The following is a 12,758-nucleotide window of genomic DNA, read 5'->3' on the forward strand; positions in this document are numbered from 1 at the left end:
GAGCTATAGTGTAGGATGTCTGCTACCGATATTGATGCACATGATGCGGTGAAGAGAGCGGTTGAACGTGCAGTAGACGAATACACGGAAGCAATCAGTGCAGTTGACACCGGGTTTTTGAACCCGAACACGATGGGCATTGGTGAATCAGAAATTGCAGAGTATTATTCAAAGAACCACAATGAGCGAACTCATCAAGCGAAAATTGAGTTAACAAAGACAGAAGATGCGAAGTTCCAGGCAGAAGTACTAGGTGTGAAGGAACTACAGTGAGACTGTCTTACGTGGATCGTTCGCCAAAGACACGCTCTAAGTCTCGCACGTCGTTCCTGGCGGGAGTCGGATAGATCCGTGATTCAGCGCGCCACGTCGCTCACATTTTCGACTGGGCGTCTCTGTCTTGCTTCAGAACTTCGACCCGCTCGGCGCGTCCGGCAGTTCCACCTTGTCGTACTCGATGCCGAGTTCGTTGAGGGCCGCTTCCACGTCCTCTTCGCGGGCGAAGTCAGCGCCGGCTTCCTCGCGGATGCGCTGGGCGGTCGCGAGCACCTCGCCCTTGCGCTCGTCGGGGATCGAGAACTTGTCGGTCGAGAGTTCCAGGAGGAAGCCGTTGTGGTCGCGGGTGTACAGCGAGTGGAAGATGCCCCGATCGAACTCGTTGTAGTGGCGGTCGGCGTCGTCGAGGGCCTCGCGAATCTCGACGAACCGCTCGGGGTCGATCGACAGGGCGAGGTGGTGGACGCCGCCGACGCCGCCCCGTGGCGGTTGCTGGTTCGAGGGCCGGTCGCCGACGAAGAAGGTGATGATACGACCGTCGCCGGTGTCGAAAAACAGGTGGGTCGAGGAGGGGTCGTCGAGGTTGGGCTGGCGCAGGACCAGCGGCATCCCCAGGAGATCGCGGTAGAATTCGATGGTGTCCTCCTCGTTGCTGCCGACCAGCGTGATGTGGTCGGTGCCGGTGGTGTGGATGGGGCTGTCCGGGAGGTCCGCGGTCACGTCGGGGGTGTCGTCTGCCATGGTCCCCTGTACGGGCGGGATTCGCTTGGGCCTGTCGGCGATCCGGCCCCTGTCGGCCCGGGGGTCACTCCGAGAGGACGCCTTGTATGTGACCCTCTGGCTGTGTGTCGTCGGTGACGGTGAACGCGTCGAGCAGGTCACGCAGGTCCCGGGCGCGCTCGGACAGGCCGGTCACGTCGTCACGCACACCGCTGACGGCGGTGGTCTGTTCGCGGGTCACGTCGGCGGCCTCGTCGGCCCGTGTCGCGGTTTCCTCGCTGATTCCCCCCACGTCGTCGACCATCGCGACGACCTCCTCGGCGGAGGCCGCCTGATCGTCGGTCGTCGTCGCGATCGACTGGACGCCGTCGTTGGTCTCCTCGACGTGGGTGACGATGTCGCCCAGCGTCTCGGCGGTCTCTTCGACGGCCTCGACGCCCTCGTCGATGCGGTCGTCGGCCCGGCGGATGTCCGTCACCGCCGTCTCCGTCGCGGTCTGGACGTCCGTGATGAGTCCCTCGATCTCCTCGGTCGCCTCGGCGGTCTCGGTCGCCAGTTGCTTGACTTCGTCGGCGACGACGGCGAACCCCTCCCCCGCTTCGCCGGCGCGGGCGGCCTCGATGGAGGCGTTCAGCGCGAGGATGTTCGTCTGCTCGGCGATGTCGTCGATCAGGTCCACGATCGACTCGATCTCGTCCATCTCGGCCCGGAGCGCTTCGATCTCCTCGACGGCCGTCCGGGCCGCCTCCCCGACGGCAGTGATCTTCTCGACGGCGTCTGTCGCACGCTCGCGGCCCTCCTCGCCGAGGGCGGCAGCCGCCTCGGACTGGTCGGCGATCTCGTCGGTCGAGGACGCCACCTCCTCGATGGTCGCCGACAGGTTCGTCAGCTCGTCGGCGGCCTGCTGGACGCTCTCGCGCTGTCGTTCGGCGTCCTCCGCGATCCGTTCGACCGTCTGGCTCACCGACTGGCTGGTGTCGGTCACGCGGTCGCTTTCCTCGGCGATGGTGCCGCTCTCCTCGTCGACAGTGACGGCGAACTCCCGGATTCGGACGACCGTCGATTCCAGTTCGTCGACCATCTCGTTGAACGCGGTCGCGATCTCGGCCATCGCCTCGCTGTCCTGGTCGGTGTCCAGTCGGCGGGTCAGGTCGCCGTCGGCGGCCGCCGCCATGACCTCGCCGAACTCGCGGGCCCGGGACTCCAGGTCGGCCGCGAGCGCCTGTGCCTCCTCGTGGGCCTGCTCGGCCTCCGCCTGTGCCTGTCGCGCCCTGGCGCTGGCGTCTTCTGCCTCCTCGCGTGCCCGTTCCGACTCGTCGATGGTCTCGCCCAGCGACTTGGCGGTCCGTTCGAGCGAGTCGAATACGCGCCCGATCTCGTCGTAGCGGTCCACGTCGAAGGTGATGTCGTAGGTTCCGTCGTCGACCTCGCCGACTTTCCGGTCGAGGACGACCAGCGAGTGGTACATCTCCGCGTAGGCGAGAAAGCCGGTGAGGATGGTCACTGCCGAGACGCCCAGCGCCGCGAGCAACGGGTCCTCGACTGTCAGCCCGAACACGAACGGACTGATCCCGAGCGACAGGACCGCCATCCCGAGCAACCGGGCCCCGAGGTTCCGCCGGACGACCGCCGGAAAGTACGGCTCGATCTGCACCGCGATCGACCCAAACCAGGTCATGATCCGCTCTGAAACGCTCGTCGAACGTGTGGCTGTCATAGATCGAGCAACTCCACTATACTATCCCCCTGTTCAGCCACAGTGGCTAAAACGCTCGGGCGTGGTTATCAGGGTTGATATCTTGGCACAGTAACACGTTCCCGGACAGGTGGTCACGGCGGACCCGAACACTCAACAGGGAGACGCCCGTCGCACTGGGACATGGCTGGCACCAACCGGCAGTGGATTCTCGAGAGCCGACCGACCGGCGAACCGACGATGGACAACTTCGAACTGCGCGAGAGTGAGGTTCCCGAACCGGACCACGGCGAGGTCCTCGTCGAGTCCCGCTATCTTTCGGTCGACCCGTATATGCGTGGCCGGATGCGCGACGCCGAGTCCTACGCGGAACCGTGGGACGTGGGCGACGTGATGCAGGCCGGGGTCGTCGGTGCGGTAGTCGAATCCAACCACCCGGACTTCGAGGAAGGCGACGTGGCAACGGGGAACCTCCGCTGGGCCGAGTACGCCGTCGCCGACGGCGACGAACTCCAGCCCGTCGACCCGGACCTCGCACCGGTTTCGACGGCGCTGGGCGTGCTGGGAATGCCCGGCCGGACGGCCTACTTCGGGACGCTGGAAGTCGCCGAACCCGAACCCGGCGACACCGTGCTGGTCTCGGGTGCGGCGGGTGCGGTCGGCTCGGTCGTCGGCCAGATCAGCAAGCTCGCGGGCGCTCGCGTCGTCGGCATCGCCGGGGCCGAGGAGAAGACCGACTGGCTCACCGAGGAGCTGGGCTTCGACGCGGCGATCAACTACAAGGAGGCAGACAACCTCTACGCCGCGGTCGGGGAGGCCTGCCCCGACGGCGTCGATGCTTACTTCGACAACGTGGGCGGCGAGATCACCGACGCCGCGTTCGCCCACCTGAACGTCCGGGCTCGCGTCGCCGTCTGTGGTCAGATCTCCCTCTATAACGCCACCGAACGCCCGATGGGCCCCCGGAAGCTGGCGGGGCTGATCGAGACCCGCGCCCGCGTGCAGGGCCTGCTCGTCCGGGACTGGGCGGGGCGGTTCGGCGAGGCGACCGAACAGCTGGCCGAGTGGGTCCAGAACGGCGACGTCCAGTACCGCGAGACCGTCACCGAGGGCTTCGAGAATATGCCCGAGGCCTTCTTGGGGCTGTTCGACGGCGTCAACATCGGCAAGCAACTCGTGAAAGTCGAAGACTGAGCCGGCGAAGGACCGGGCGTGACTACCCCGGTCGCTACCGGGCGAATTCGCCCGTTTGCAGGCGAACAGGTATTTAGTGCTCGCAGCCCTAGGCCCGCCGATGTCGACCCCTCCGTCGTCGAGGCCAGCGTCCCTGCCGTCGGAGCTTCCCGACCCCGAATCGCTGTCCGAAATCTTTCACGTCTACGATGTCGAGATGGCCGACGGGGACGCCCGGTACTACGGCGAACCGATGGCTGCGCAGGACGCCGTCGTGCAGAAACTCGCCCCGCGCTTCCGGGAACGGGGCTACCGCGTCCGACTGGCCCGCGAGACCGGCGAGCACGTCCTGGTGGTGACCGAGCGGTCTACGGGCGTCGAGGGGATCCCCTGGACCAACGTCGCGCTGTTCGGCCTCACCGTCGCGACGACGCTGTTCGCAGGTGCCCGATGGTACGGATTTTCCCTCGAAGGTAGCCCGGCCGCGTTGCTCGGGGCCTGGCCGTTCGCTCTCTCCGTCCTGTCTGTGCTGGCGGTCCACGAGTTCGGTCACTACGCCCTCTCGCGGTACCACGGCGTCGAGGTTTCCCTGCCGTACTTCATCCCGATTCCGAACGTCCTCGGGACGCTGGGCGCGGTGATCCGGATGCGCGATCACATCCCGAGTCGTCGCGCACTTTTCGACATCGGCGTCGCTGGCCCGCTGGCCGGGCTCGCCGCGACCGTCGTGGTCACCGCCGTCGGCGTCTCGCTTCCGCCGGTCGACGTCGGGGCCGCCGCCGGCACCTCCTTCGCCCAGCAGTACCAGCTGGGCTACCCGCCGCTGATCCAGGGGATCGCGCTGTTGCTGGGCGAACAGCTCTACTACAGCGATCCGTCGCTGATCGCCAACCCCGTCGTCATCGGCGGCTGGGTCGGCGCGTTCGTCACGTTCCTGAATCTGCTCCCGGTCGGGCAACTCGACGGCGCGCACGTCCTCCGGGCGCTGATCGGCGACCACCTCGACACCGCACAGTTGCTGGTGCCCGTCGGCCTGCTCGGGCTGGCGGCGTACGTCCACGTCGTCGAGGGTGCCACGATGGTCGCCGTCCTCTGGGGGTTCTGGGCGGTTCTGGCGTTGCTTTTCACCCGAATCGGCGGGGCCGAACCGCTCGACACGACGCCGGTCGACCCCCGTCGTCGAGCGGTCGCGGCCGTCACGCTCGCGCTGGCGGTCCTGACGTTCACGCCGATGCCTATCGTCTTCACCGGGCTCTGAGCGCTACTGGAGGTATCCCGAACCGATGGCGACGAGCGGCACCAGGATCGCGAGGTACGCCGCTGCGGAAAGTGCCCAGTCGAGACGGATTCGTTCGATCCGACTGCGTCCCAGGCCCCGCGCCTGGGGGAGGACGACGACGGTGAAAAAGCCGACCATGGCGAGGTACATGACTGCCGCCGTGAACAGGTACGTGCTCACGGAGACACCGAGCAACGCCTCGCCGAACAGCAAGAGAGTGACGTACAGCGGTCCGCTGGCTCCGCCGGCCAGGTAGTGAGCGACCGCGGCCAGTCGGGGGTGAGCGTCCCCGGGTCGACGGTCAGTGAGGACGCCGGCGGCGACCAGCGGTGGCGTCATCCCCTCCGGGAGACGCGTCATCACGCCGTCCATCGCGAACGTGGCGATCGTGCCGGCCACGACGCCGACCACGAGTCGAAGCGGTACCGCAAACGACGGTGTGGCGACCAGCGGCTCCATACCCATATTCGGGGGTGTGGCCACTTCGGCGTTCCCGTTCGGGTGGCAAAGTCCAAGCCGTCGCAGGCCCTGGCATGGGTATGCGTCTGTTCTGGCACCGCCGCGACCTGCGCACCCGTGACAACGTCGGCCTGGCCGCCGCCGCGACCGACACCGTCGTCCCCGTCTTCGTCGTCGACGAGGCCCTGTTCGATGCCGTCGGCGACCGCCAGCAGGCCTTCTTCCTGCGCGGCGTCGAGCGACTGCGCGAGCGCTACCGCGACCTGGGAAGCGACCTGGTCGTCCGGGCCGGCGACCCCGAGTCGGTCCTCCCGGCGCTCGCCGCCCAGTTCGACGCCGACGGCGTGACCTGGAACGAACACTATCGCCCCGAGCGCCGGGCCCGGACCCGACGGGTGCGCGAGGCGCTCGACATCGACACCGCCGAACACACGGACCACGTGCTGGTCGATCCCGGCCGTCTGGAACCGACCTATCCCAATCACAGTCAGTTCCACGACGACTGGCAGGCGGTGTCCAAACACGATCCCGTGGCGGAACCCGACCCGGCCGACCTGGCCGACGTGCGCGACGACGGCGAGATTCCGACGGCCGAGGCCGACATCGACCTGCCTGCGGCCGGCTACGACGCCGCCAGCGAGCGGTACGACGCGTTCCTCCAGGACGGCATCGACACGTACAGCGACACCCGCGACGACCTCGCCGCGGCCGTCGACCGGCCGACACAGGCGGTCTCGCGCGTATCGCCGTACCTCGCCGCCGGGATGATCGGGATCCGGGAGGTGTGGCGTGACGCGACCCGTATCTACGATGCCGTCGACGGCGACCGGCGTCGCAACGTCTCGAAGTACCGCTACGAACTCTCCTGGCGGGAGCAGAACTACCACCTGCTGTACTACAACCGAAACCTGGCGACGGAGAACTACGAGTCGATGCCCAACGGCATCGCGTGGCGCGACGACCCCGAGGCCGTCGCGGCCTGGAAAGCCGGCGAGACGGGCTATCCGCTGGTCGACGCCGGGATGCGCCAGCTGAACCGGGAGGGGTACGTCCACAACCGGCCCCGGCAGGTCGTGGCCTCGTTCCTGACGAAACACCTGCTGATCGACTGGCGCAAGGGGGCTCGCTACTTCACCGAACAACTGGTGGATCACGATCCAGCCTCGAACCACGGCAACTGGCAGTGGATCGCTGGCACCGGCACCGATTCCGTCGACGTGCGCATCTTCGATCCGGTGAGCCAGATGGCGAAGTACGACGACGGTGCCGACTTCGTGCAAGCCTACGTTCCCGAACTCCGGGACGTGCCCGCGGGAAAAATCGTCGACTGGCCGAATCTGTCGGCCGACGAGCGCGACGAACTGGCACCGGACTACCCCGACCCTATCGTCGGCCGCGACGAGGGGTACGAGCGCGCCCAGCGCACCTTCGAGCGGGCGCTTGGCAAGCGCTAGCGCATCGGGATCATCCTCGTGCGTGCTACCGCAGTGAAAAACGATCGTCAGTGCCGATGGTTCGGAGCCGAAATCGGCGGCTGGCGACGATGATCCCGCTCAGTCGTCGCCGGCGGGGACCGCCCGGTCGCTGGTGACCATGTCCGCGGCCTTCTCCGCGATGGCGATGGTCGGCGCGTTCGTGTTCCCGCTACTGATCGTCGGCATGACCGACGCGTCGACGACGCGGAGGCCGTCGACGCCGTGGACGCGCAGGCGCTCGTCGACGACGGCCATGTCGTCGTCGCCCATCTTGCAGGTGCCGACGGGGTGGTAGACGGTGTGGGCCGTCTCGCGGACGTGGGCCTCGATCTCGGCGTCGGTCTGGACGTCCTCGCCGGGCCAGACCTCCTCACCGCGGAACTCGTCGAGCGGGTCGGCCTGCGCGATCTCCCGCGACCGTTTGACGCCCTCGATCAGGACCTCCAGGTCACGGTCCTCGCTGAAGTACTGCGGGTCGATCACCGGGTCCTCGTGCGGGTCCGCCGAGGCCAGCTCGATCCGGCCGCGGCTCTCCGGGCGGACCTGTGTCGCACCGATGGAAAAGCCCATGCCTTCCTCGGGGTTGGCGAACCCGTGTTCCATGTAGTAGACGGGTGCGAAGTGGAACTGGAGGTTCGGCGCGTCCAGGTCCGGGTCCGTCCGGACGAAGCCGCCGCTCTCGGCGATGTTGGTCGTCGCCGCGGGCTCGGGCGGCCCATCGGTCCGCTCGTAGACGGTGAACGCGAACAGGTGATCCTGCAGGTTCCGACCGACGCCGGGCAGGTCGACCGCGACGTCGATGTCGTGGTCTGCCAGATGGTCGGCCGGCCCGATGCCCGAGCACATGAGCAACTGCGGGGAGTTGACCGCGCCGGCGCTCAGGATCACTTCGGCGTCGGCGGCGGCCTCGCGACGGTCGCCGTCCTGTTCGTAGACGACACCGGTCGCCCGGCCGTCCCCGACGGTGACCTCGGTGACCTGTGCACCCGTCTCGACGGTCAGGTTGTCACGCTCCATCGCCGGCTTGACGTAGGCTGCGGCCGCGCTACACCGGACGCCGTCTTTCTGCGTGACGTGGTAGTAGCCGACGCCCTCCTGCTCGGCCCCGTTGAAGTCGTCGTTGCGGGGGATGCCGACGGACTCGGCGGCCTCGATCATCGCCGCCGAGGTGGGGTGGGGATCGAGTTGGCCGGTCACGTTCAGCGGCCCACCCTCGCCGTGGAACTCGTCGGCGCCCGGCTCGAAGTTCTCGGCACGTTTGAAGTACTCCAGCATATCCTCGTATCCCCAGCCCTCGTTGCCCTGCTCGGCCCAGGTGTCGTAGTCGAGTTCGTTGCCCCGGATGTAGATCATCGCGTTGATCGAACTCGACCCGCCCAGTACCTTCCCGCGGGGCCAGTACAGCGCCCGGTCGTTCATCTCCGTCTGTGGCTCGGTGTAGTACTCCCAGTCCACGTCGCTCTTGAACAGCTCCCCGAACAGTGCAGGGACGTGAATCTCGTCTTTCTCGTCCGGTGTCCCCGCTTCCAGCAACAGGACATCGGCGTCGCCGTCGGCCGAGAGGCGGTGGGCCATCGCGCAACCGGCCGATCCGGCACCGACCACGATATAGTCGTGCGTGTGGGTGGTTCCCATGACACGCTACACGGGTGATTAACTATTAAAGATGAATGGTAACGAATCTCAACCCGGAAGCCGAGTGCTGGCATCGGTGTGAATACCGGCTGGGTCACGGCTGACCCCAAGGAGTAATGTGGCGACCCGCCGGTACTCCGGGTATGGCTGAGGCGAGACAGCGAGCGCTCGTGGTGGGTGCGTCTTCGGGGATCGGCGAGGCGCTGGCGCGCGAACTCGCGGACGCGGGCTACGACGTGGGCCTCACCGCCCGCCGACGGGAACTGCTGGAGGACCTGGGACGCGTCCTCCCGACGAAGGCGTACGTGACGCGGATGGACGTGACAGACCTCGACGCGGCCCGGGCGAGTTTCCACGAGGTCGTCGACGCGATGGGCGGGGTCGACGTGGTCGTGCTCAACGCCGGCGTCGCGTTCGAGAACCCCGACCTGGAATGGGAGCCCGAACGGGATACCATCGACACGAACGTCCGCGGGTTCACCGCGCTGGCGACCGCCGCGATGGACCGCTTCGAAGACCAGGGCCACGGCCACCTCGTGGGCCTCTCCTCGGTCGCGGCCCGCTTTGGCAACGGCGAAGCGCCGGCCTACGGGGCCTCCAAGGCCTTCGTCTCGAACTATCTGGAGGGTCTGCGCTACCGGGCGGGCCGGATCGACGCCGACGTGGACGTGACGACTATCGAACCCGGCTACGTCGACACCGACCTGGCCGGCGGCGACTTCTGGAAGGCCGACCGGGAGACGGCCGCCGAACAGATCCGCCGCGCCATCGAGAAGAACCGTCGGCACGCCTTCGTTACGCGCCGGTGGGTGCTGGTCGCGAAACTCATCGACTACCTGCCCGACGTGCTGAAACGCCGGCTGTTCCGCTGATCGGATTGCGCGCCGAGTTCGCTCAATCGAGTGCGTAGCCGATGTCCTCGGTCAACTCCACGTCGCTCTTCCGGAAGGTGCCCGTCCCGCGAGCCAGTTCGTTGCCCTCGTCGTCGGTGGCGACTGCACCCGCGATCAACTGGCTGGGGTTGTCGTTCAGTACCTGCCCCTCGGCGTGGATCGCGCCGGTCGAGACGGGGCGTTCGAGATAGAGGTTGAAGTCCGTCGTCAACACGAACACGTCCTCGACCAGCGAGTTGGCGGCGAAGAAGGCCGCGTCGTCGAGCGCCTTGAAGTACAGCGAGCCGTGGACCGCCCCGAGCGCGTGGTGGTACTCCTCGTCGACCGGGATTTCGAGGGTGGCCTCGCCCTCCCGGATGGACAGCTCGCCGGGGACGTGGTCGTTGACCTTCGCGCCGTGGTACATCGCCTCCAGTTTCCGGTAGTGGTCCGACATGGCCCGTCACAGACGCGGGTGGGGCAAAAACGGTCGGATCGGTCGCGCCGGCCGAACCGCGCTGGATCAGGGCAACGCCTCGCGCATCCGCGCTACGTCGTCGCTGTCGTGGCCACAGAAGACGGCGGCGTCGGTCCGCCGTTGCAGGTCGTTCAGGAACTGCAAACTGTCGAACCAGTCGCGTTTGCTCCACATGAGTGCCCCGCCCATCGGCTGCTCGTCGTCGAAGTTCGCGCGGGTGTAGGCCTCGTCCCCGATGAACAGGGCCGTGCCGAACCCGTCGAGGTCGAGTTTCGTCCCCAGCAGACCGGGCGTGTGCCCCGGGAGGTGGAGCAGTTCGAGGTCCGCAAACAGTTCCGTCCGGTCGCGGTGAACGACCGCCCAGTTCAGGTCGTGATCGAAGTCGCCGCGGACGTAGGCCGTCGAGCCCTCGTCGGTCTCGGTGCTGTAGTAGGCGTATTTCAACTCGTCCTCGTGGACGTAGATCGGCACGTCGGTGCCGGCGAAGTGCTGGAGGCCGCCGGCGTGGTCGAGGTGGAGGTGGGTCTGGACGACGGCGTCGATGTCGTCGAGGGCGTACCCGGCTTCCTCCAGCGCGTCCGGGAGGGCGTGCTCGGCGGCGTCGTAGTGCTCGAAGGCGTCGTACAGCGCCGACGGCCAGTGGCCGTCACCGGCCTCGGGGTGGGAGCCGGTGTCCCACAGCACGGTGGCCTCCGGGTGGTCGATCACCAGGTTGTACACCGGCCCCTCACCCATCATCGTGTCGGGGTTGGGCTCGGTGGCGGTGCCGACCGAGAAGTTCTCGACGATGTGGTTCACGTCCGTCCGGAGAGTCCCCCGGTCGACGACCGTCACGGTCGCGTCTACCATGGCCGAGAGTGCGAGCGGGAGGTGTTAAAATTTCGTCCAGTTCTCGTTCCGGTGTGGTACCGAGTTCCGGGGAAACGTGTATCACGGTGCCGTCTGAATCGAGACTGGTTACCAACCTATGTCACGTGGCAATCGTCTCGACGCCTACCACTTCTACGAGGACGACTGGGACAGCTACGAGCAGTTGCGCGAGGCCTTCGAGTGGGCGGTACCCGACCAGTTCAACATGGCGACCTACGTCTGTGACCGCTGGGCCACGGACAAGCGCCGGGTGGCCCTGTTCGGCGAACACGAGGCAGGCGACGGGTCGTCGACGCCGACCGACGCGACGGGCATCCCCGCGGGCCAGCGCGAGACCTACACCTTCTGGCAGTTTCAGACCATCACGAACCGGCTGGCGAACTACCTGCGCGACCAGGGGGTCGAGCGGGGCGACCGCGTCGGCGTGAACGCGCCCCAGCGCCCGGCGACGATGTTCGCCCACGTCGCGGCCTGGAAACTCGGGGCGGTCTCGGTGCCGCTGTCGACGCTGTTCGGCCCCGACGCCGTCGAGTACCGCCTCGACGACTGTGACGCCGTCGCCGCGGTGGTCGACGCGTCGAACCTCGACACCGTCCGGGAGGCCCGTGAGTCCCTGCCCGCGCTGGAGACGGTCGTGACCGTCGGCGACGCCGAGCCGCAGGCCGACGAAGTGGCCTTTCAGGACGCCGTGGCCGACCAGTCCCGGACCTTCGAGACCGTCGCCACCGACGCCGAGGACGACGCCATCATCATCTACACGTCGGGGACGACCGGCGATCCCAAGGGCGTCCGGCACGCCCACCGGATGTTGCTCGGTCACCTCCCCTTGTTCGTCACGACGATGCTGAACATGGACCTACAGGACGGCGACGTGTTCTGGACCCCGGCCGAGTGGGCCTGGATCGCCTCGCTGTTCGACGTGGTGGTCCCTGCGCTCTTCTACGGTCAGCCGGTCGTCGCCTACAACGGCGGGCAGTTCGACCCGGAGACGGCCTTCGAGATCGTCGAGCGCTACGGCGTCTCGAACTTCTTCGCGCCGCCGACGGCCCTGCGCATGATGATGCAGGTCGAAGACACCGACCGGTTCGACGTGGACACGCTCCGCACCATCGCCAGCGGTGGCGAGTCACTCGGCCAGAACATCGTCGACTGGGCGGCCGACACGTTCGGCGGGACGACCGTCCACGAGGGGTACGGCCAGACCGAGGCGAACCTGCTCGTCGGCGGCTGTACCGCCCTCACGGAGTTCCGGGAGGGATTCATGGGCCGGCCCGGCCCCGGGCACGAGGTGGCCATCGTCGACCCCGACACCGCCGAGCCGACCGTCGACCGCGGCGAGGTCGGCGAGATCGCCGTCCGGTACGAGGACGATCCGGTCTGTTTCGTGGAGTACTGGAACAAGCCCGAGAAGACCGCGGGCAAAGTCAAGAACGGCTGGCTGCTCACCGAGGACCTCGGGCTGATGGACGAGGACGGGTACGTCCAGTTCAAGAGCCGCAAAGACGACGTGATCATCTCGGCGGGCTATCGCATCGGGCCCGAAGAAGTCGAGGACAGCGTCGCCGGCCACCCGGCCGCCGCCGACGCCGCCGTCATCGGCGTCCCGGACGACGAGCGCGGGACGGTCCCGAAGGCCTTCGTCGTCCTCGCCGACGGGTACGACCCGACCGACGACACCCGCCAGGCCCTCCGCCAGCACGTCCGCGATCGACTGGCCAAGTACGAGTATCCCCGCGACATCGAGTTCGTCGACACCCTCCCAAAGACCGCGACGGGGAAGGTCAGGCGTGCGTCCCTGCGCGACCGGGAGGGGCTGGAGTGACGG

The 12,758-nt window shown here is 67.3% G+C and carries 12 protein-coding genes; 6 read left to right on the plus strand and 6 right to left on the minus strand.

Translation table 11 applies throughout. The features are described 5' to 3' along the window. Positions 1-15: 15 nt before the first annotated feature. A complete protein-coding gene (locus BMX17_RS03865; protein WP_092657857.1) occupies positions 16-273 on the plus strand; it encodes a hypothetical protein in 258 nt (85 codons plus the stop codon). A 132-nt stretch (positions 274-405) separates the two neighbouring features. On the opposite strand, the gene BMX17_RS03870 is transcribed toward BMX17_RS03865, so the two are convergent. Together BMX17_RS03870 and BMX17_RS03875 are read right to left on the minus strand one after the other, a co-directional pair. Next, a complete protein-coding gene (locus BMX17_RS03870) occupies positions 406-1,017 on the minus strand; it encodes a VOC family protein (RefSeq protein ID WP_092657859.1) in 612 nt (203 codons plus the stop codon). 64 nt (positions 1,018-1,081) lie between these two features. Beyond that, the gene (locus tag BMX17_RS03875) at positions 1,082-2,713 is read right to left on the minus strand and encodes a methyl-accepting chemotaxis protein (RefSeq protein ID WP_092657861.1); all 1,632 of its coding nucleotides are present in this window, start codon (positions 2,711-2,713) and stop codon (positions 1,082-1,084) included. A gap of 162 nt (positions 2,714-2,875) precedes the next feature. Between BMX17_RS03875 and BMX17_RS03880 the strand changes: the two genes are divergently transcribed. Further along, positions 2,876-3,886: an NADP-dependent oxidoreductase gene (locus tag BMX17_RS03880; protein ID WP_092657863.1), complete on the plus strand. Its 1,011-nt coding sequence runs from the start codon at positions 2,876-2,878 to the stop codon at positions 3,884-3,886. 100 nt (positions 3,887-3,986) lie between these two features. Continuing rightward, positions 3,987-5,123 (plus strand): site-2 protease family protein, encoded by a 1,137-nt coding sequence (locus tag BMX17_RS03885; RefSeq protein ID WP_092657865.1) that lies wholly within the window; start codon positions 3,987-3,989, stop codon positions 5,121-5,123. Between the two features lie 3 nt (positions 5,124-5,126). Here BMX17_RS03885 and BMX17_RS03890 read toward each other — a convergent pair whose 3' ends face one another. Beyond that, positions 5,127-5,603, minus strand: a complete 477-nt coding sequence (locus tag BMX17_RS03890) for a hypothetical protein (RefSeq protein WP_092657867.1) — start codon at positions 5,601-5,603, stop codon at positions 5,127-5,129. A gap of 80 nt (positions 5,604-5,683) precedes the next feature. Between BMX17_RS03890 and BMX17_RS03895 the strand changes: the two genes are divergently transcribed. After that, complete coding sequence (locus BMX17_RS03895) at positions 5,684-7,057, plus strand: cryptochrome/photolyase family protein (RefSeq protein WP_092657869.1); 1,374 nt, start codon at positions 5,684-5,686, stop codon at positions 7,055-7,057. 99 nt (positions 7,058-7,156) lie between these two features. On the opposite strand, the gene BMX17_RS03900 is transcribed toward BMX17_RS03895, so the two are convergent. Beyond that, positions 7,157-8,713 (minus strand): GMC family oxidoreductase, encoded by a 1,557-nt coding sequence (locus BMX17_RS03900; protein ID WP_170845322.1) that lies wholly within the window; start codon positions 8,711-8,713, stop codon positions 7,157-7,159. Between the two features lie 143 nt (positions 8,714-8,856). On the opposite strand from BMX17_RS03900, the gene BMX17_RS03905 reads away from it, so the two are divergent. Next, complete coding sequence (locus BMX17_RS03905; protein ID WP_092657871.1) at positions 8,857-9,585, plus strand: SDR family NAD(P)-dependent oxidoreductase; 729 nt, start codon at positions 8,857-8,859, stop codon at positions 9,583-9,585. 22 nt (positions 9,586-9,607) lie between these two features. Here the strand turns inward: BMX17_RS03905 and BMX17_RS03910 are convergent, their stop codons facing one another. Then, positions 9,608-10,042: a PaaI family thioesterase gene (locus BMX17_RS03910; RefSeq protein WP_092657874.1), complete on the minus strand. Its 435-nt coding sequence runs from the start codon at positions 10,040-10,042 to the stop codon at positions 9,608-9,610. A gap of 66 nt (positions 10,043-10,108) precedes the next feature. Then, complete coding sequence (locus BMX17_RS03915; RefSeq protein WP_092657875.1) at positions 10,109-10,912, minus strand: N-acyl homoserine lactonase family protein; 804 nt, start codon at positions 10,910-10,912, stop codon at positions 10,109-10,111. A 118-nt stretch (positions 10,913-11,030) separates the two neighbouring features. On the opposite strand from BMX17_RS03915, the gene BMX17_RS03920 reads away from it, so the two are divergent. Continuing rightward, positions 11,031-12,755, plus strand: coding sequence for an acetate--CoA ligase (locus BMX17_RS03920; RefSeq protein ID WP_092657877.1), 1,725 nt, complete (start codon positions 11,031-11,033; stop codon positions 12,753-12,755). Positions 12,756-12,758 lie beyond the last annotated feature (3 nt).

This window comes from Halorientalis persicus (genome assembly GCF_900110215.1).
In the GTDB taxonomy this organism is placed as follows: domain Archaea; phylum Halobacteriota; class Halobacteria; order Halobacteriales; family Haloarculaceae; genus Halorientalis; species Halorientalis persica.

Bases quoted from the DNA above. Each gene is read 5' to 3' on its own strand.
- BMX17_RS03865 (WP_092657857.1), top strand. From the start codon at position 16: ATGTCTGCTACCGATATTGATGCACATGATGCGGTGAAGAGAGCGGTT.
- BMX17_RS03895 (WP_092657869.1), top strand. From the start codon at position 5,684: ATGCGTCTGTTCTGGCACCGCCGCGACCTGCGCACCCGTGACAACGTC.
- BMX17_RS03870 (WP_092657859.1), bottom strand. From the start codon at position 1,017: ATGGCAGACGACACCCCCGACGTGACCGCGGACCTCCCGGACAGCCCC.
- BMX17_RS03905 (WP_092657871.1), top strand. From the start codon at position 8,857: ATGGCTGAGGCGAGACAGCGAGCGCTCGTGGTGGGTGCGTCTTCGGGG.
- BMX17_RS03890 (WP_092657867.1), bottom strand. From the start codon at position 5,603: ATGGAGCCGCTGGTCGCCACACCGTCGTTTGCGGTACCGCTTCGACTC.
- BMX17_RS03910 (WP_092657874.1), bottom strand. From the start codon at position 10,042: ATGTCGGACCACTACCGGAAACTGGAGGCGATGTACCACGGCGCGAAG.
- BMX17_RS03915 (WP_092657875.1), bottom strand. From the start codon at position 10,912: ATGGTAGACGCGACCGTGACGGTCGTCGACCGGGGGACTCTCCGGACG.
- BMX17_RS03900 (WP_170845322.1), bottom strand. From the start codon at position 8,713: ATGGGAACCACCCACACGCACGACTATATCGTGGTCGGTGCCGGATCG.
- BMX17_RS03920 (WP_092657877.1), top strand. From the start codon at position 11,031: ATGTCACGTGGCAATCGTCTCGACGCCTACCACTTCTACGAGGACGAC.
- BMX17_RS03880 (WP_092657863.1), top strand. From the start codon at position 2,876: ATGGCTGGCACCAACCGGCAGTGGATTCTCGAGAGCCGACCGACCGGC.
- BMX17_RS03875 (WP_092657861.1), bottom strand. From the start codon at position 2,713: ATGACAGCCACACGTTCGACGAGCGTTTCAGAGCGGATCATGACCTGG.
- BMX17_RS03885 (WP_092657865.1), top strand. From the start codon at position 3,987: ATGTCGACCCCTCCGTCGTCGAGGCCAGCGTCCCTGCCGTCGGAGCTT.